Origin of the sequence: Pseudomonas helvetica (assembly GCF_039908645.1) — a bacterium.
Taxonomy (GTDB): Bacteria; Pseudomonadota; Gammaproteobacteria; order Pseudomonadales; family Pseudomonadaceae; genus Aquipseudomonas; species Aquipseudomonas helvetica.
In genome coordinates, this window is the sequence record NZ_CP150917.1 from 2,469,214 (window position 1) to 2,488,162 (window position 18,949).

The window sequence follows — 18,949 nt, forward strand, 5'->3', positions numbered from 1 at the left end:
CTCATGGATTGGTGAGCAACGGCTAGTGAGATGACCAATTGTAGCTATAGTAACGTGCGTACCATTTGAGTTTGGGGTTGATGTCATGCCTCCAATTGATTTATCGCCATCGTTGAGCCTTCGCAGGCGAGCGATATCTGCTGGGGCATGGAATCTGGGTGCGCTTGTAGCCTCTCAAGCCATTCGCTTGGGCGGCAACCTGGTAATGGCCCGTCTGCTGATGCCGGAAATTTTCGGCGTAATGATCATCGCCACCACCGTTTCGGTGGTTCTGCACTTGCTTTCCGATGTCGGTTTGCGCCAGAACATTATCCAGAGCCCGCGTGGCGACGATCCAGTGTTTCTCAATACCGCCTGGACCGTGCAGATCCTGCGTGGCGTTGTCCTTTTTGCTTCGATACTTCTAATCGCGGGCTTCACCTGGTTTGCGCAAGTCATCAATTTGTGGTCGGCCAATTCCACCTATGCCGCACCGGAGTTGCCGCTGGTGTTGGCCTTTACCGGTTTTACCGCGATCATCTTTGGGTTCCAGTCGACGAAACTCGACTTGGCCGTTCGCGATTTCCAGCAAAAGAAAGTGGTGCTCGCCGAGTTTGCGTCCCAGCTTGCCGGGCTGCTGGTCATCGCTTACCTATACTGCAATCCAACTGCCCTGATCGCCTGCGCTGAGGATCTGACGGATGAACGTGATCGACTATTTTGATCGAGCAAGAATCATCAATATCTCGTCAAGAAAGGATCGCCGTTTAGAAACAGTAGAAGAATTCGCTCGTAACGGCTTTCAAATTGATGATGAAAAAATAGGCTTTTTTGAGGCTGTTACGCCCAGTGAGAGAAATGGCTTCCCGAGCGTCGGGGCCAGAGGCTGCTTTTTGAGTCATCTGGGGGTGCTGGAAGAGGCAATGCGCCTGAATTTGAAAAATATCTTGATCATGGAGGACGACATACAGTTTTCCAGACACATTCCTCAATATGGGAGACAGGCCATCGAGTCTCTGGAAGGTATGGAGTGGGACATCGTCTATTTTGGGCATCCGTTTGAAGGGAACTCAAGCTTGCCTGCTTGGGAAGTGGTCGACCGGCCAATACATTTGTCCCATTTCTATGCTGTAAACGGGAAATGCTTTGGGAAATTGAGGGATTTTTTATTCCAGGTTCTGGAGCGGCCACCGGGACATCCTGACGGAGGTCCGATGCATTATGACGCTGCTCTCAATACGCTTATTCAAAAGAACAAAGAGATTCTAGCTTACTATTTTACCTGGAATCTTGGCTATCAAAGGCCTTCGCGGACGGACCTGCATGAACCTTCCATCTTTGACAGGGTGCCTCTCCTGCGGTCGGTAATGGTTATGCTTAGGAGGTTAAAAGCAAAAAACCTGAGAAGAACTCGATAGTTTTCTGCTACTTCGCTTTTTAGGAAAGCTCTGAAGAAGACTTCCCGTTTCTGGTGACATACACCGATCACGTTGCCTGAGATCCAATGAAGCAGTTGACCTTTTGCAGTCGCCGAGTGTAATGGCTTAATGAAATCTATGGTCACCCCATTTTTTGCAATGCTGATTAACGGGTGAAGTGGTTGGCTTGCTCAAATCTATCTGGCGTCTGCATGAGGCATGCCCCGCACCATGATGAGAGTCGCGCTGTACTTTAGGCATGATGATTCCTCGCCCGCTGTTCACCTGCAGGCTGGTAGGGTGGTTAAGGTGAGCGAGATAAGTCAGGTGGGCTAGTGTCAAATTGCTACCCTCGTTAGCCGCAGCCCAATCAGCTCGTCCCTGAAGCGGCTAGCGAGGTGAGCTCTTCCTTCCCCTTTGTGGGTCGAACTGTTATCCAGAATCACATGCAGATCCAGCCCCTCGGGGGGGCTGCGCTCAATCTGTTGCAGGAAAGCCATGTGCTTTTCAGTACCGCTCTATAGATCATGGGGTCTCTCACGCCGAACTGCGGTTACGGCGCGCCAGACGCACCACCTACGATGGGTAGACTAGCAGCGCCAGCAGCACTGCCCAGTCCAATGTGACCCAGCCTAGTAGCGTCATTAGTGGCACTGTCCCAGAGCCAGGCACGTCGAGCCTCCTGCAACCAAGTCCCTTCACATTTTCGTACTTCCACCCCTGAAGATTCACAAAGCACGAACAGCGACGATATTCGACACAGGGCCAGCCCGGGCTCAGGCAAAGAGCCTGACGAGCAACGCCCCGAACAAGGCTCCGAGCGCCAGAGCAGGTAGCACTGCAAGCTCGCGCCTCAGGTCAAAAAGACCCAGTTGGCGACTGACTTTGTAAATCAGGAAAAGCGTCAAGTAGGTATGCAGGGCGACACCCCAGATCGCATAGGTCACCCCACCGATGGCCAAAAGCAACGGCAGCAGGATGAACAGTGAAATGACCCGGATGATGTTATCCATGGCCAGGTACTTGGTCAGCCCGAGGGCCAGCCAGATCTGGTGCGCCAGAGTGAAGCGCAAGGTAAAGAGGGACAGCGAGAGGATAGCCATAATGCCGCCGGCGCCGGCATAACGTGCGTCGTATAACCAGCCGATGATCAGTGGGCTGGCGGTCAGCAAGAAGCCGCAGGCGAACAGCGAGACTAGGTCGAACAACAGCCTGAAGCGATAGTACAGGTTGCGCAACCGCTCCTTGTCGCCACTTCTCGCCGCTTCACTGAGGGCCGGCAGAGCGACCGCCCCGGCCAGCCGCTGCAGGCTCAACTGGATGGTTCCAAGGATGCTCACGGCGATGGAATAAACCCCCAGTTCCATGACCGACATGCTGCCGCCGAACCAGATCCGGTCACCCTGCATGGCCAGGACCCCCACCGCGGACGACAACAGTATCCAACGGCCGTAGTCGAGCATCTCGCGGAGCGCCGCCGGGTCCCACTGCGGGCGGTTGTTCGGGCCCTGGAACATCAGGTGACTGAGGACAGTGTAGACCAAGGTGGCCAATAGGCTCGCCGCCACCAGCGACCAGATAGAGCGGGTGAAGTAGCCGGCCACCAGCATCACCACCAGGCCGGCGAGCTGCGTGATCAGTTCCGCGAGCACCACCTTCTTCTGCTGAAACGTACGGATGGCCACATCGACCTTGGTCGACTGGAAGCCGTAAATAATCGCGAAAAAGCCGGTTAGTGCCAACGCCAGCGGCAGCTCTGCAGCGGCATAGGTGGTGTGCGCCGGCCACAGTTGAAGGTGCTGCGCGAACCAGGCACAGAGGGCCAGCAGCTGCATCAGGAGAAACAGCACAAAACCGCGGACGATCTGCACTGTCCACATGGTATTGAGAAACAGCGGGTCGTCGCCTCGTGGGCTTTGGATAATGTTCTGCCGCAGGCCAACATCAGAAAGCAGTAGCAGTAGCACCGAAACGGTGGTGACGATGGCCATCACGCCGAACATTTCCGGCACCAGCAGGCGGGTGATCACCAGGTTGCCGCCCAGTCGCATGGCGTGGGAAGCCAGCATACACCCGATATTCAACGCCCCAGCCCAGATGACCCGCTTGCGAAGGCTCTGCGGTGACGACAACTCGATCGAAGGCATAGCAACATCCCTCACCCAATCTCTAGCAAGCTACTATAGTCTCGATCTGCCATGCCGTTAGCACACTCTAGGTTTTGTACGAAAAACAGTGTCGCAAGCGCCGCATGGAACAGGCCAGCGAAACCATTGCCGCAAAGCTTTTCGCGGGTTTGACGAAACCGCGTTGCGATGCGGCGGTTCTCTTACAGCCAGCCGAACATCCGCTCAATGACGTTGCGCTGCCGGTACTTCGGTCGATCGAAAAGTCTGGGTAAACCGGGTTTGGGCTTGCGCTTCATCGTCCGCAACGGGATTACCGGTTGCAACTGGGCGCTGAGCTTTTAAAAAACACGGTCAACGCGACAACTACCTTGAAAAACGCCGGAAGCAATCTATGGTGAATTCAATATCGGATTGTGTGTCCGATTGGTCCCTCGAGGTGAAAGCGTGCTTTTCTCGACAGCTATCTACGGAATCTCCGAACAAGTCTTCAACCGTGGAGAAATACACCCTCACCACCTGACCCGAGCCGCCCATGAGCCAGATGAGCCAGATGAGCTTTTCCGATTTCGAATTCGCCGGCAAGCGTAAGCAAACACGCTACGAACGATTCCTTGCCGAGATGGATCAGGTCGTGCTCTGGAGCGGCTTGCTGACGTTGATTGAGCCGTATTACCCAAAGGCTGGCGGTGGCCGCAAACCGTATCCGTTGGAAACCATGCTGCGTATTCACCTGTTGCAGAGCTGGTTCTCGCTGAGTGACCCGGCAATGGAGGGAGCACTGTATGAAATCACTCCCATGCGCCAGTTCGCCCATCTGACCTTGAGCGCGCCGATTCCTGAAGACACCATGATCATGAATTTCCGGCATTTGCTGGAAAAGCATAAGTTGGCGCTGGCGATCCTCGCGGTCATCAATGGTTATTTGCAGGAAAAAGGCCTTTCCCAGCGTCAAGGCACCATCGTCGATGCCACGATTATCCATGCGCCCAGCTTGACCAAGAACGAAGACGGCAAGCGTGATCCTGAAATGCATCAAACGAAGAAAGGTAATCAATATTTCTTCGGAGTGAAGGCGCATATCGGCGCTGATGTGGAATCGGGGCTGGTTCATCACGTTCACGGCACGGCGGCGAATGTGGCCGACGTCACCCACGTTGCGCAGCTGCTGCACGGCGATGGAAACACGGTGTATGCCGACGCGGGGCACACCAGTGTCGAGAAATGTGAGGAGCATGAAAATCGTGAGGTGATCTGGCAGCTCACCGCGCGGCGCAGCACCTATTCCAGGCTCAATAAACGCAGCCTGTTCTACAAGGCCAAGCGCAAAATCGAGTATTGCAAAGCCCAGACGCGGGCCAGGGTTGAGCATCCTTTTCGAGTGATCAAGCGCCAGTTCGGTTATGTGAAAGTGCGCTTTCGTGGACTGATGAAAAACACCGCTCAGCTGACCACGCTGTTCGCCCTGTCAACCCTGTGGATAGTTCGAAAACAGCTGATGGGTATGGGCGAGTTGCGCATGTAACACGGAGAAATGAACTAAAAAGCCCGACAAGGCGGTGCGTACGGGACGTTTCGCAGTAAATAGCGCTGAGCGCCACGGGCTTTTCAACTTGCCGAGCGGTTGCGGAAAGTTGAACGGAGCTTCCCTACAGGCATGCCAGATATATATGGGTTCACAAGTTCGTTGAATTATTCTCGTGAGTTTCGATTGCTCAATGAGGGATTTATATCAAATGTCTAATTCTTTAAATTTAGATCGGCAGGTGTTTGTTGCGCGGGATTGCAGATCTAGTGAGGTTTCAACTCCATCGATTTCGTTTGTTTGTTGTATTGAAAGTGGGCGGCTTGAAAATCAAACTCTCCTTATGATCAAAACGCTTAGAAAATTTGGCGGTCGGTTGGCAAATTGTACAGTATTTGCAGTAAAGGCACGTGTTGGTGCACCCCTTTCGCGAGCAACGTTGCGTGCAATGTGCGAGTTAGATGTGACCTACGTCGATGATAGTGCATATAATGTGGCGCCTTGGTTTAACTATTCAAATAAACCGGCGGCGGTATATTGGGCGCAATGTAATGCAACAACTGATTTAATTTCTTGGCTTGATAGTGATATTTTGATTGCGTCGGAGCCATCGGGGCTGCTGTTAGATTTAGACGTTGATTTTGCCGCCCGTGCAGAATATCTTCCACCAGCTATACATGAGGGGGTTGCAAAAGATTGTCCTTATTGGCAGTCGTTGTGCAAGTTGTTAGGCGCCAATTTCGATGAGCTTCCATGGATATCACTAGAAAGTCCGGTGGTAAAAGTGCGTGCTTACTTTAATTCGGGTGCATTTGTCTGGCGTAGAAGTAGTTGTTTTGCTGAAAGCTATTTTTCAGCATTCGAAAAACTACTGAAAAGTAAGCTGGCAAGCAGTTCAGGGTCTGCATGGTATGCCGATCAAGTTGTTATTTCTCCCGTGCTGGTAAAGAATAATATCAGGTGGCGCCACTTAAGCCTTGTGGAACATCACATGGCTTTTCCTGGGCATATCGTCGGTCCATCAGCGACACCGTCCATGAAAAGTTCAAATATCATTCATTATTCTGGGTCGCTTTCTGGTGAGTCGGAACCAGCAATGCTGGAACGACTCTTTAATGAAATACCACATGTTCATAAAGAAGTGTTGGAACACAGGGTAAGCAGTGAAGCTCCCAGGCTAAATATTCTATGGGTCCCGTTACGTGTTTTGAGAAAAATCAGGCTTTGGTATTTCTTGAGATCTCTTGATGTTGCTAAAATTGGTGTGTAACGAAAGTATAACGCGCGTATTCAGCATTTATACGCCCCTGAGTGCGTATTCGTTGGGTGTAACTCAATTTCTGCTCGGTAACAATGGCTCCGTTACGCTGCAAAATTCGCGTTACAGCATTCGAAAATCTTGTCGTTTCTCAGTAAATTTTCCGGAGGTTGGTCAGAGTGTTGACGTCGGACGAGCGGTCATGAGAGTCGGTGTAGACCTGACCGCTTTCGACTTCAAGCAGGCATACCACGACCTCGTTTTTGTCATAGCCAAGGGAAATGCCACGCAGAAGTTCCATGCGCCAGCTCGGGCCACGATTTATCCAGCCCGGCGTAGACACCTGTACTTCAGTCACTTGGAAGTCTTCACATTGCGCGGACAGAAGCTCATTCAATCTGACCTCGTCATTGACCATCTCCGCCAAGTCTATCAAACGACCTTCAAGGCGCTGTTTGATGCTCACGTGATACCAGTGCGTTGTGAGCGACCCATAAACCACACATGGCAAAAAACCGATGTGGGCATTTAGCACGAGATAGTTGGGGAACAGTTCCACGGCAGCAAGGCTTCGAAGTCTTCTACCGAAGTAGCTTGCGGTAGGCATTCCAGTACGTGGTGCAGCCACGTATAGGGCTCTTGGCCGTTGGCTTTGGCAGTTTCGACCAAGCTATAGATCTGCGCGCTGGCTGTCGCGCCCTTGGGCCCGTCAGAAATACAAACCGCTGGCGGGGCACAAGTGCCGCAGTGTTGATTGGCTTAACCGAATAAAGAAAGCCTGCCCATCGTTGTTTGTGCACTGGCATGTCTTTGGAAATGAGGCTCGACTGGGTAACGGGAGCCGTATGGGTTGAGAGACTCACGTACGGTTCTGCGAGAGGCTGAAGGTGAAATTCCTTCGGCCTACTTACCATGAGAAAAGCCAGGTTCAAGCCTTGGAACGCTCGCAGCCTGGTCTGCCTCTTGGTATCGGGCATATCCGTACGCAATCGCATGACTATATCCGCCACGGCACGGTCACCTTGTTCACTGCGCTGGATTATCTTCAAGGACGCTTGATCAGCTGCATCGAGCGTCAACATGCCTGCGTGACGGTAGTTTCAGCTCGGTTCGCGAACTGGAAAGCTCGATCACCACGTTCCTGGCACTGCGAAATGCACAGCCGACTCGCTACGTCTGGAATGCGAAGGGCGAAGATATCTTGAACAAGATACAGCGAGCCCGTGAGGCAATGGCTTTACGAGCTAATGGGTAAGTTATTTTCAAAACAGCACACTAGGGCAAAAACGATGCCAGCTAAAACTAGAATGACGATTAACGCGCGAAAGTGCTCAGGCATGGATTCTTGAACCCATGGATTGGTGAGCAACGGCTAGTGAGATGACCAATTGTAGCTATAGTAACGTGCGTACCATTTGAGTTTGGGGTTGATGTCATGCCTCCAATTGATTTATCGCCATCGTTGAGCCTTCGCAGGCGAGCGATATCTGCTGGGGCATGGAATCTGGGGGCGCTTGTAACGTCTCAAGCCATTCGCTTGGGCGGCAACCTGGTAATGGCCCGTCTGCTGATGCCGGAAATTTTCGGCGTAATGATCATCGCCACCACCGTTTCGGTGGTTCTGCACTTGCTTTCCGATGTCGGTTTGCGCCAGAACATTATCCAGAGCCCGCGTGGCGACGATCCAGTGTTTCTCAATACCGCCTGGACAGTGCAGATCCTGCGTGGCGTTGTCCTTTTTGCTTCGACACTTCTAATCGCGGGCTTCACCTGGTTTGCGCAAGTCATCAATTTGTGGTCGGCCAATTCCACCTATGCTGCACCGGAGTTGCCGCTGGTGTTGGCCTTTACCGGTTTTACCGCGATCATCTTTGGGTTCCAGTCGACTAAAATCGACTTGGCAGTTCGCGCGTTTCAGCAAAAGAAAGTGGTGCTCGCCGAGTTTGCGTCCCAGCTTGCCGGCCTGCTGGTGATGCTGGGCGCCGGTTACTTCACCAGGTCTATCTGGTCGCTGGTGGTTGCAGGTCTGGTCGCCGCGATGGTCAGCACTCTACTGGGTCATTTCTGGTTTGAGGGACCGCCTAACCGTCTACAGTGGGACCGCTCTGCGCTCAAAGAGTTAATCGTCTTTGGCCATTGGATACTATTGTCTTCGGCAGTGGGAGTACTGGCCATGAATGGTGATCGCATCATTCGCGTTGTTTCGTTATGGGTGCTGCTGCCCCTGCTGCTGGCGCTTGGCGTAGTGGTTGGGGCGCTTGTGGCAATGAGAGTTCAACACTTTTTTTGGGAGCAACCTAATGATTAGTGCTCCTCTTGATGTGCTGGTAGTTAACTACAATACAGCGACTCTGCTGCAGCCCATGTTTAACGCGTTGCGCGAGTCAAATAGTGCGGATCGAACGCGCTACTTAGTGGTGGACAATGCCTCTGTCGATAACTCGCTAGAGTGCCTGGCAACGGTTTGCCCAGAGGCATTGCTGCTGGCCAATGAAAATAATGTTGGCTTTGGTCGTGCCAACAATCAATTGGTTGAGCACCTGCAGGGCGAGTACGCGTTGCTCCTCAATACCGATGCATTCGTTGCTGCTGATACCCTGAACAAGACCCTCGATTACATGGCGGCTCACCCTGATTGCGGAGTCCTTGGCGTTCGGCTGGTTGGGCGAGAGGGTGATTTGCAGCCCTCCTGTCGCTATTTTCCGACGCCGTTGAATGTCTTCCTCTCGCGTACAGGGCTTGAGCGCTTTTTCCCTGTGGTGAAGAGGGTCGACGACATGGACTGGGATCATGCCTCGGTCCGTGAGTGCGACTGGGTGCCCGGCTGCTATTACTTGATCCGCCGTGAAGTCATCGATCAGGTTGGTTTGTTCGACCCGCGCTACTTTCTTTACTACGAGGAGGTCGATCACTGCAAACGCGTTAAACAGGCCGGTTGGAAGGTGGTTTATTACCCGCATACCACGGTGGTGCATATCGGCGGTGAAAGTGCCAAATCGGTTGTCGAGCTCAATGTGGTCAGTCGACAGATACCCAGGTTACAAATCGAAAGCGAGCTTTTGTACTTTCGCAAGCACCACGGTCTACTGGGTTTGGCCTCTCATATGTTACTGGTGAGCCTGGGTGATCTGATTCTGGCGCTCAAGGCTCTATTGAAAGGCCGCGGCCGGGCCGCCATAGGGGCATGTTGGCAGCATGCTCGTGATACTTGGGCGTTGCTGCGCGATACCCACTTTGCTAGCCGACCAACACGGTAGGTCAACCTTATGTTCGAAAATATACGTGCGGACTTGCGTGCATACGCTGGTGATTGGGCTGCTCAGGGGTTCTGGGTGATGCTGGTTTATCGCTTTGGGCGCTGGCGCTACGGAGTGCGCCCGGCATTCTTGCGTAAGTTGTTCTCCTTTATATACAAAGTGCTCTTCAAATTGGTGCAGATCGTGACGGGTATCGAGCTGCCGTGTGAGGTGGTGATTGGGCGCAACTTCGTCATCGATCATTTCGGCGGAATCGTGATCAGTGGTTATGCTCAGTTCGGCGATGATTGCCGTATCCGCAATGGCGTGGTCGTGGGGCTCAAGAATGTGGATGAGCCGATTGCCCCGGTGATGGGTAACAACGTTGATATCGGTGCCGGGGCCAAGGTGCTGGGCAATATCCGCATTGGTAACAACGTCGTGATTGGTGCCAATGCCGTGGTGCTGACAGATGTACCGGACGACTCGGTGGCAGTGGGCGTGCCTGCGACTATCAAGAAAAGGCAGCGCGCAGAAGCAAGGGAATGCTTATGAACCCTCCGGTGGACGATATCGAGCAGTTTTACATCGCTGAGTGAACTCAATGGCTACTGGTATCGGTGTCGTTGTTATCGGTCGCAATGAAGGCCTGCGGCTTGAGCGTTGCCTGGCTTCGCTGGGCGGTGCGGCGCAGAAGGTTATTTATGTCGACTCTGGATCAACGGATGGTTCAGTCCAGATGGCACGGCGGCTTGGGGTCGAGGTGGTTGAGTTGGATATGTCGATTCCCTTTACGGCTGCACGTGCGCGCAATGAAGGATTTGCCTGCGTGCAACGTTTATTGCCGGCGATGTGTTATGTACAGTTTGTCGATGGTGATTGCGAGGTTGTCGGTGGCTGGCTACCCCGGGCGCAGGCCTTTCTTGATGCTCAGCCTGAGGTTGCGGTGGTCTGTGGACGGCGCCGTGAACGTTTTCCACAGCGTTCGATTTACAACTTGTTGTGTGATCTTGAATGGGATACCCCGATAGGTGAGGCCAAGGCGTGTGGTGGCGATGCGCTGATACGGGCTGAAGCGTTCGCCGCAGTGTCTGGTTTTCGAGCGGATCTTATTGCCGGGGAAGAGCCTGAGTTGTGTGTACGTCTGCGTGCGAATGGATGGAAAGTCTGGCGCCTGGCTGACGAAATGACCTTGCACGATGCGGCCATGACCCGCTTCGGCCAATGGTGGCGGCGTACCCTGCGTGGTGGCTATGCCTTTGCCGAGGGCGCATTTTTGCATGGGGCCGCACCGGAGCAACATTGGCAGCGTGAGTCGCGCCGGGCCTGGCTTTGGGGCTTGGGTGTCCCGCTGGCGACTATGATCGCGAGTTTGGTGTTGGGATGGTTTGGGCTGCTTCTGCTGCTGGTCTATCCACTGCAGGTGGTGCGCTTGGCTCGCCGGGGCGATAGATCAGCGCGCGAAAACTGGCTGCAGGCCTTCTTTCTGGTGCTGAGCAAATTTCCCGAGATGCTCGGGCAAGTCAAGTTTCTGTTGCACAGATTGGGCGCCGGCAAGACGGCGTTGATCGAATACAAGTGAGACGGCTATGAATGATTGGCTGATACTAAAAAGCGTGTTTTCTTTACATGCAGGGTATTCCTTCAGGGCGTTGAAAAATAAGCTTGTATTACTGATTTTAGTTGGAAAAAACTGGTCCGAGCTAAAGTTGTTTTTGTGGCGTATGTCGAATGCCCTGGGCAAGACCGGTTTTGAGAAGTTGGGAGGTGATTGTGTCGGTGTTGTTCATTGGCCGTACATCAGTCGATGCTGGAGACCTCAGGATAGACTTGGTGTCTTGGCCTCGCATTACGAAGTCGTCACAAAAAGCTGTCCGCAGCTATTACTTCTGGGACGAAATGACAGCTTGATGTTGAGTGACTTGTCGGGGTGCTCTGTTGGTTGTTCCTTGGTTCTGGATCGTCCGGTATGGTTTATGCGTGAAGGGGAGTTAGTGCTGAATTTGTTTCAGGGTGATTTGCGTATTGCATCAATAGCGTTCACCTTGTGTCGCACGGAAGTTGAGTTATGTATTTTTATCGGTGCCGTTCAAGGGATACACAAAGGCGTAGAGAGTGATAGGTCTTTGGACATTTATAGAGCACTGACAAAAGATTTCGAAGGCCTTCGCCCAAGAAGTCTTCTGATCGAAGCTATTAAGTATATTGCAAGCAGTGTTGGTGTTGAAAAGATTTATGCGATAGGGGATGGATATCGTCATCATCGTCATCCATATTTTGGGGCTGAAAAAGCTCAAGACCTGGCGGCTGATTATGATGCCATATGGTTGGAACATGGAGCGATTCCGTCAGAGCGCGAAGACTTTTTTGAAATCCCCATGGTATTGTCCAAAAAATCGCTTGATTGTATTCCTTCAAAAAAACGTGCCATGTACCGCAGACGTTATGAGCTTCTAGATGATATTTTTTCAAGGATAGATAGTGTGTTAATGGGCCGTTGTGCAACTAACACAAGCGCTCATCAGGTCGATATTTGACTGTCGGGCCTAGCAGCATGAAACTGCAGTAGTCACTCTTGGTTAGTTAGCGGGCGACACTGTTTCAACTATTGGTTTCGACGTGTATATAAGGTGCCGGAGCAAAAAAATCCAGGTGGGGTATTGCTCGGAAAAAATGCAAGGATCGGAATAAACCCCGTGGTGCTTGTTGACGTTCTTGATAATTGTACTACTGTAAAACTATCTGTAGTAATAGTTCACCGCAACGACATCTAAGCTGGTTCCTATGCGTATCGCTTATTTGATCAATCAATACCCCAAGGTCAGCCATAGCTTCATTCGTCGCGAGATTTTGGCGTTAGAGCGCCAGGGCTTTGTGGTGCAGCGCATTGCTCTGCGTGGTTGGGATGCCGAGTTGGTGGATGCCGAGGACGTGTCCGAGCGCAGTAAAACTTCCTATGTGTTGCAGGGCGGAGTCAAAGAGCTGTTAGTGCCTGTGCTGAAGGTACTGCGCGCCCAGCCGCGACGCTTTTTTTCGGCGTTGTGGCTGGCGCTACGTATGGGCCGGCATGCCGATCGGCCCTGGCCGTACCATTTGGTCTATTTGTCCGAGGCATGTCGCCTGCTGTTTTGGTTGCAGGCGTTCGGCGCCGAGCATGTGCATGCGCATTTCGGCACTAACTCAACCGAGGTGGTGATGCTGGCCAATGCACTCGGCGGGCCAGCGTACAGTTTTACGGTGCACGGCCCGGAAGAGTTCGACAAACCGCAGTTTATTCATTTGGGCGAGAAAGTCCGGCGCGCGGCTTTTGTCGCGGCTATCAGCTCTTATGGACGCAGCCAGTTGTTTCGCTGGGTAGCTCATGCGCACTGGGCAAGGGTAAAGGTGGTGCATTGTGGGCTGGAGCGGGCGTTTCACGATGTACCTGCAGTTGCCGTACCGTCCGTACCGCGGTTGGTCTGCGTGGGTCGCTTGTGTGAGCAGAAGGGCCAACTGTTGCTGCTTGAGGCCGCCCGTATCCTGGCAGCGCAAGCCGTGGTGTTCGAGATAGTACTGGCCGGCGACGGGGAAATACGTACGCAAATCGAAGCCCTGATTGCACTGCATGGTTTGCAAGCGCAGGTGCGAATCACTGGCTGGATTAGCAGTGAGCAGGTGCGGGCGGAAATTCTTGCAGCGCGGGCCTTGGTGTTGCCGAGCTTCGCCGAGGGCTTGCCGGTAGTAATCATGGAGGCCATGGCCTTGCGCCGGCCAGTACTGACGACCTATGTGGCGGGCATTCCCGAGTTAGTGCGTCAGGGCGAGAACGGTTGGTTGTTTCCCGCTGGAGCTGTGGATGAGTTGGCGGCGGTGCTGGCGGACTGCCTCGCGCAACCCGTCGAGGTGTTGCAGCGGATGGGCGAGGCGGCTCATCAGAGAGTGCTGGAGCGACACGATATCGATACCGAAGCGGCCAAGTTGGCTAATTTGTTTAGGGCGCAAGCATGATCACCTTACTTGATTGGCTGTTCAGTACACTGCTGGTGCTCATAGTCCTGCCGGTGTTGGTGCTGTTTTTGCAGGTGCTGCTGGCCTGCCTGCCTGTGCGGTTGCGCTCGTCGGCGCAAAGATCGCGGCTGCGGGTGGCGGTGTTGGTACCGGCACACAACGAATCCTCGATGATCGTCGCGACGTTAAATAGCATTCGGCCGCAGTTGCTAGAGGGCGATCGCTTATTGGTGGTGGCGGACAACTGTTCTGACGACACGGCCGCGCTGGCCCGCACGGCGGGAGCTGAGGTGGTGGAACGCAGCAATGATCAGCAGTGTGGCAAAGGTTATGCGCTGGACTTTGGGGTACGTCATTTAGCGAGCGTTGCGCCGGACGTCGTGATCATTGTCGATGCTGATTGCCAGGTGGGTGAGGGCTCTATTGAGCGTTTGGCAATGTGTTGCATCGACTCAGGGCGGCCAACGCAGGCACTTAATTTAATGCTTGCTCCAGCAGGTTCCGGGCTAAAAGTGCGGTTTGCCGAGTTTGCCTGGCGTGTGAAGAATCTGGTGCGGCCGCAAGGTTCGGCTTGGCTTGGTTTGCCCTGTCAGTTAATGGGTACGGGAATGGCTTTCGTCTGGCGGGATCTGGCGTTGATCAATTTAGCCAGTGGTCACATCGTCGAAGATTTGAAGATGGGCTTCGATTTCTGCCGCAGCGGTAAGCCGCCTTTGTTTTGCCCCGATGCCCTGGTGACCAGTTATTTTCCGCGCAGTGATGAAGGCTTAAGTATCCAGCGTACGCGCTGGGAGCATGGTCATCTGGGGGTAATCCTTGGCGATGCGCCAAAGTTGTTTGTCGAGTCGATCAGCCGGCGTAACTGGAACCTCCTGGCGATGACGCTGGATTTATGGGTCCCTCCGTTGGCCTTATTGACTATAGTGTTGGGGGCTGTTTTTAGTCTGTCATGGTTGGTGTTTATGCTGTTTGGAGCTTTGGCTCCAGCATTAATCGCTTCTGCCGGGGTGGCACTATTGAATGTGGCTATCTTGCTGGCATGGAGCCAATGTGGTCGCGAGATTATATCTTTTTCAGCCTTGTTGTATGCGCCGTTCTACGTGGTGAAAAAAATACCCCTGTATCTAGGCTTTTTGCTTAAGCGCCAAGTTGAGTGGGTGCGTTCGAAGCGAGATGACAACTAATGCGCGCTTTCGCTTGGCAGCACAACTGGCAAACGATTATCCAGAAACTCAGGGTGGTCAGTGATCTCGATGATGAGCAAGGATTGATTGATACTTTATCCAAGCCTGAGGCGGCGACAGTACTTGGATTCGTCAATGCCTTTGCCATGAACTTGGTGGCGGGCAACACCGATTACTATAACGCGCTGTCCGCTGCTGACGTGTTACTACGGGATGGCTCCGGCATGGCTATCCTGTTTCGCCGATTCGGCTTGGTGCCGGGGTTAAATATGAATGGCACGGATTTTATCCCCAAATTACTGGCCGCTTTCAAGGGCCGGCGCGTGGCTTTTTGGGGCACTGCAGAACCCTTTCTAGCGAATGCGGTGCAGCGTAGCGAAGCGGTATTTGCGGTCAATGTAGTTTCTGCTCACCATGGTTTTGCTGAGGTGGATGCCTACATCAACCTTGCCCGGCAACTGCAGCCAGAATTGATTGTGCTGGGCATGGGCATGCCCAGGCAAGAAGCCGTTGCTGCCAGGCTGGCTGCCAGCGGCGTGCCATGCCTGATAGTGTGCGGCGGGGCGATCCTGGATTTTCTCGGTGGCAAGGTTGTTCGGGCTCCGCAATGGGTGCGTCGTCTCGGTTGTGAGTGGGTATTCAGGCTGATGATTGAGCCAAAGCGGTTATTCAGTCGCTATGTGCTTGGTAATCCACTTTTCTTGTTGCGCACGCTGATCTGCAGAGATGCGCCTACATTAAGGAAGCCCTGAAATACATTGCCGAAGGGCGAGGGCGGTTCGTCCGGCCTCTACGTTGATGGCGATGCTGCGCGTGCATCTGTTGCAGAACTGGTTCGGTTGCAGCGATCCGACCATGGGAAGGCATTGTACGAAAGCACTACCTACACCTTCCGTCGATTGGCAAATACGATAAATCCAAATAACGCGGAAGAAAATAACCATGCTGCCGCAGGAAGCGGTACCGTACTCCGTTGATTGATATAAGCATTGGCTGTCCCAGCCAGACCTATACCCTGGACATGCCGACCCACCCTGAACTGGCCATTGGCAAGTGCCGCAATCAAACTGTTAAATGAAGAAGCATTGGCGCACGGCCCAAGGAAGCTGACCCACTCGCCGAGAGCGTTGACCCCATTGTTAAGCACGCCCTTGGTCGCAATGCTCTGCGTGTGAGAATCACCGGAGAAGTCGGTGTGAAAGGCAATGGCGTTGCCACTCGCGCGCTCTTCGACCAGCATGCCAGGTTGAGGTCCTAAATCCTCGCCAGAGTTGCTCATGCAACTGGATTCATAGACCAAACTGGCAGCCTGAGCACTAGAAATAGTCGCACCATTCAGGAGTATTAATAACAAAACGGACTTAATAAAAAGTGTCGGGTGCATAACATCGCCTCCCTGAGCAGAGGAGTATGCTTTTGTCGGATGAAGGATTCCTTATCAAGTTAAATTGAGCATAGTAGGCACATCGCTATCGCGTCAATAGTGCGTCACTACGATAAATATAAATAGAAAGTCAGTGCAATTGCGTCAAAATAACGTCGCAAAAAACAGGTCAGTCATCAATCAAGCGGGCTCTATCCGCATGAAATAGCTTCAGGCTTGAGCATCGTCCGCAACAGGACGGTCTCAAAGACCAAATGCAACACGCGCCCGCACCGCCTTTGGCCTTTTCCGCTCAACGTGAAGCGGGGCGGCCGCGGAAACTGAGTGCATCACCTGACCTTTTCGGTACGGTGTTGCCTTGTCGACCCAAGCGCAAGCTGTTGCAGGGCAGTGAACGTTTTGACCTGATCAAGGGCAAGGCTATTGGCGTTTGATCACTCGGAATGGGGGCTCGACCTTGGAACGAGGAGCGTGGTTCAGATCAAGTCTTCATGAAGGGAATAGGTCTAGAGTGCGCTCAACCTCATCGGGGTCGATTCTAAAGCCATCGCCCTCTGGCATTCCCACCACAAAGCCAAAATTTTGGTGATCGCGATCCGTTAGATACTTGTAATAACAGATGAAACGATTCGGGGGCTGCAGAGCCAGCAATGAGCCGCCAGGCTGAAGTACATTGACACCATGTACGAGATGACTCCCCTCGACCCCCACCACGGTTTTTGCTCCAGCGCAGGTCGCTACGATGGTTGGAACATCGGTTTTCGAAGGGTCGATAATGCGAAAACCTCTGCGGTTATGCAGACGTTCAGCGAGTTCCATTTCATTGTGTAACAGTCGCAATTCACCGTTGCCGCCTCGCAGAATGAAAACTCCGGGGTGAGAGCTGTACCTTACGTGTGACAGTAATTTTTCACCCATCGCGCGGAAGCGTAAATGCCTATTTCGATTTTGACTTAGATCATCGAATATCACGAGTTCATGAAAAAACGCATTGCGCAAACGAACCGGTGTTATGCCAAGCCAGTCCTCATATTCGGGAGTCTGGGGAAATAGAGGAGACCTGGTGGATGGCGCGGTCGTCACCGGAACTCCTTCGTCGCATGCTAATGGGTAAGTGACACAGTCTTCCATCAGCCAGGAGCCAAACCATTTGTTTCCACCTGCTGTACAGTAAATCGCCCCGCGCTCCATCTCGGTTTCCACGGAGATTTTTGGAAGCCAACCAGATCTAGGAGATAAGCAGGATTTTGCGTTGCCCTTGTAGAGTGTTCCATCTATCAGCCAGACATCTTTAAGCAGGTAGCCCCGTGTTGGACCATGATCAACGCTGCCGATTCCTTCCATTGTACGACGAGGGTGTTCGTAAGGAAAAAAGCGTTCTTCTTCCCATCCTGTCACACGTTCGAGTTGATTGGGCAGGAAAAAAGCCGGTGGAGAAATTGATGTTTCGCCAGGCGCAATAGTCCAGGTTTTCACCGCTGCACTTTGCGGGGTTTCCGCCGGCTTTCGCATAACACGCGCTCTTACAATATGCCGGTATGCAGCAAGGTTCCATGTTGTCCGGTGGCTGCTCGTTAACACGCGTAATTCTGACATATCATCTTCACTCTAATCCGCGTTACAAAAAACAGTAAATAGCGCAAGCGCCTAAACTGCATTTTTTAACATCAGAAAGCTGCTCAGGTAGATATAATTCTCTCCACAATGGGCGGGGATTTCAAATGAGCATAACGACTACGTAACCTGTCGAGAAGAAGTTCGCTTGGACTCTTGGTACAGTAGAGATAAATTTTGTATAGTCCGCCAAACCCCATGTTGATATAGCGAGTCACCACTTCCTCATCGTTTTGCCCGTCCGGCAAGCCAAGATGAAGTGTCAGTTTTTTTCCCTCGACAGCAAATAAAGGTGTATGCCAAAGGAGTTGGGCTGCGCCCACCTTGGGTAGTCGGACAAACATATAAGCGTGGTTACCCAGCGTATCAACATCACCGCCACGTCTTCTTTTCCATTCGAGAAGCCCGTCGTCAGGACGGGCCAGGCAAGTACCGATGTCATAATAGTCAAAGCCATTGTTTATTGCCCACTCAAGCTCCATAAATGTAGTGATCGAGTTGACTTCATTCAGCCTTTTGGCATCTGAAAAAACCGCCTCAGGATAGCCAGCACGTATCATGCTCCAGTAGCGCTTTCCGGCCCGAGTAATTACGCACGCAAGTTGGCATGCAACAATTTCGTCCTCCAACAGTATTAGATCGAGCCGGCCGAAAGTCTTTGCTATCCTTAACACTTCATGTGGGGCAATTTGCGAGGCGGCAGTGCCATGCCTTGCGATGGCATAGGGTTGAAGCATTTCCCTGTCGGCTCTTTCAATTTCCTCGTCCGTCAGCGCCTGCTTCATTCGGTAGCGCGATTGGTTCTTGCGTATGTTTCGACGTAACTTACTATCGTATCCCGCCGTGATATCGTCGATGGAACGACCCAGCGGCACGATAGCACTCAGAAAGTGAGGCACATACAACGCGCCCAAGGTTGGTATTTCACTGACCAGAACCGTACGGTTTGATTTATCCGATTCCGATTTGCTGTCGGCCACAGGAGACTCCACCCCCATGAGAACCTTGGCCATTTCCCGCTGTGCTCTTCTTCCCACATAGAGGATGTCGTAAGGACTGTCTTTGCGCAGCTTGAATCTGACAATTTCCCAGCGCCAGAAACAGGCTCGCCCAAGTATGTCTCGCAGCCAGGCTGTAGTTTTTCTTAGCTCAAATCGTATTGAGGGAGATATGAGTTTTCGGATCTGCACCGCTAAATACGCTTTCATTTTCGGCACTCTTTTTAACTTGCCTTCAGA

At 52.7% G+C, this 18,949-nt stretch carries 14 protein-coding genes and 6 pseudogenes; 14 read left to right on the forward strand and 6 right to left on the reverse strand.

Going from position 1 to position 18,949, the window contains the following annotated elements:
• Nucleotides 1-85 precede the first annotated feature (85 nt).
• Nucleotides 86-625: pseudogene (locus AABM55_RS11370) on the forward strand (oligosaccharide flippase family protein); the annotation flags it as partial.
• A 55-nt stretch (nucleotides 626-680) separates the two neighbouring features.
• On the forward strand, nucleotides 681-1,397 hold the full coding sequence (locus AABM55_RS11375; protein ID WP_054596700.1) for a glycosyltransferase family 25 protein: 717 nt from the start codon (nucleotides 681-683) through the stop codon (nucleotides 1,395-1,397).
• A 776-nt stretch (nucleotides 1,398-2,173) separates the two neighbouring features.
• On the opposite strand, the gene AABM55_RS11380 is transcribed toward AABM55_RS11375, so the two are convergent.
• Both AABM55_RS11380 and AABM55_RS11385 read right to left on the reverse strand, forming a co-directional pair.
• A complete protein-coding gene (locus AABM55_RS11380) occupies nucleotides 2,174-3,544 on the reverse strand; it encodes an oligosaccharide flippase family protein (RefSeq protein WP_347929599.1) in 1,371 nt (456 codons plus the stop codon).
• A 67-nt stretch (nucleotides 3,545-3,611) separates the two neighbouring features.
• A pseudogene (locus AABM55_RS11385) lies at nucleotides 3,612-3,852 on the reverse strand (transposase); the annotation flags it as partial.
• A gap of 215 nt (nucleotides 3,853-4,067) precedes the next feature.
• Between AABM55_RS11385 and AABM55_RS11390 the strand changes: the two are divergent.
• Nucleotides 4,068-5,048: an IS5 family transposase gene (locus AABM55_RS11390; protein WP_347930018.1), complete on the forward strand. Its 981-nt coding sequence runs from the start codon at nucleotides 4,068-4,070 to the stop codon at nucleotides 5,046-5,048.
• A 211-nt stretch (nucleotides 5,049-5,259) separates the two neighbouring features.
• Nucleotides 5,260-6,318 carry a hypothetical protein gene (locus AABM55_RS11395; RefSeq protein WP_347929600.1) on the forward strand — a complete coding sequence of 353 codons (1,059 nt, stop codon included), beginning with the start codon at nucleotides 5,260-5,262 and terminating at the stop codon, nucleotides 6,316-6,318.
• 516 nt (nucleotides 6,319-6,834) lie between these two features.
• Here AABM55_RS11395 and AABM55_RS11400 read toward each other — a convergent pair.
• Nucleotides 6,835-7,020, reverse strand: a pseudogene (locus AABM55_RS11400) (transposase domain-containing protein); the annotation flags it as partial.
• Between the two features lie 200 nt (nucleotides 7,021-7,220).
• On the opposite strand from AABM55_RS11400, the pseudogene AABM55_RS11405 reads away from it, so the two are divergent.
• The 10 genes and pseudogenes from AABM55_RS11405 to AABM55_RS11450 form a co-directional block, all read left to right on the forward strand.
• Nucleotides 7,221-7,561, forward strand: a pseudogene (locus AABM55_RS11405) (IS630 family transposase); the annotation flags it as partial.
• A gap of 180 nt (nucleotides 7,562-7,741) precedes the next feature.
• A pseudogene (locus AABM55_RS11410) lies at nucleotides 7,742-8,566 on the forward strand (oligosaccharide flippase family protein); the annotation flags it as partial.
• A 40-nt stretch (nucleotides 8,567-8,606) separates the two neighbouring features.
• Nucleotides 8,607-9,563, forward strand: a complete 957-nt coding sequence (locus AABM55_RS11415) for a glycosyltransferase family 2 protein (protein ID WP_347929601.1) — start codon at nucleotides 8,607-8,609, stop codon at nucleotides 9,561-9,563.
• A gap of 9 nt (nucleotides 9,564-9,572) precedes the next feature.
• Nucleotides 9,573-10,097: a serine O-acetyltransferase gene (locus AABM55_RS11420; protein ID WP_054596705.1), complete on the forward strand. Its 525-nt coding sequence runs from the start codon at nucleotides 9,573-9,575 to the stop codon at nucleotides 10,095-10,097.
• Nucleotides 10,098-10,146: 49 nt separating this feature from the next.
• Nucleotides 10,147-11,124, forward strand: a complete 978-nt coding sequence (locus AABM55_RS11425; protein WP_347929602.1) for a glycosyltransferase family 2 protein — start codon at nucleotides 10,147-10,149, stop codon at nucleotides 11,122-11,124.
• A gap of 7 nt (nucleotides 11,125-11,131) precedes the next feature.
• A complete protein-coding gene (locus AABM55_RS11430; RefSeq protein WP_347929603.1) occupies nucleotides 11,132-12,079 on the forward strand; it encodes a DUF535 family protein in 948 nt (315 codons plus the stop codon).
• 247 nt (nucleotides 12,080-12,326) lie between these two features.
• Entirely contained in the window at nucleotides 12,327-13,529 is a 1,203-nt protein-coding gene (locus AABM55_RS11435) for a glycosyltransferase family 4 protein (protein ID WP_347929604.1), read from the forward strand.
• Complete coding sequence (locus AABM55_RS11440; protein WP_347929605.1) at nucleotides 13,526-14,713, forward strand: glycosyltransferase family 2 protein; 1,188 nt, start codon at nucleotides 13,526-13,528, stop codon at nucleotides 14,711-14,713. Before AABM55_RS11435 ends, AABM55_RS11440 begins: the two co-directional genes overlap by 4 nt.
• A complete protein-coding gene (locus AABM55_RS11445; RefSeq protein ID WP_347929606.1) occupies nucleotides 14,713-15,465 on the forward strand; it encodes a WecB/TagA/CpsF family glycosyltransferase in 753 nt (250 codons plus the stop codon). The genes AABM55_RS11440 and AABM55_RS11445 overlap by 1 nt, the downstream gene beginning before the upstream one ends.
• 9 nt (nucleotides 15,466-15,474) lie before the next feature.
• Nucleotides 15,475-15,571 (forward strand): annotated as a pseudogene (locus tag AABM55_RS11450) (transposase); the annotation flags it as partial.
• A gap of 25 nt (nucleotides 15,572-15,596) precedes the next feature.
• Here the strand turns inward: AABM55_RS11450 and AABM55_RS11455 are convergent.
• From AABM55_RS11455 to AABM55_RS11465, 3 genes are all read right to left on the reverse strand, one after another.
• Entirely contained in the window at nucleotides 15,597-16,097 is a 501-nt protein-coding gene (locus AABM55_RS11455; RefSeq protein ID WP_347929607.1) for a hypothetical protein, read from the reverse strand.
• 489 nt (nucleotides 16,098-16,586) lie between these two features.
• Entirely contained in the window at nucleotides 16,587-17,693 is a 1,107-nt protein-coding gene (locus AABM55_RS11460; RefSeq protein WP_347929608.1) for a glycosyltransferase family 61 protein, read from the reverse strand.
• Nucleotides 17,694-17,776: 83 nt separating this feature from the next.
• Nucleotides 17,777-18,919, reverse strand: coding sequence for a hypothetical protein (locus AABM55_RS11465; RefSeq protein WP_347929609.1), 1,143 nt, complete (start codon nucleotides 18,917-18,919; stop codon nucleotides 17,777-17,779).
• Nucleotides 18,920-18,949: the final 30 nt, after the last annotated feature.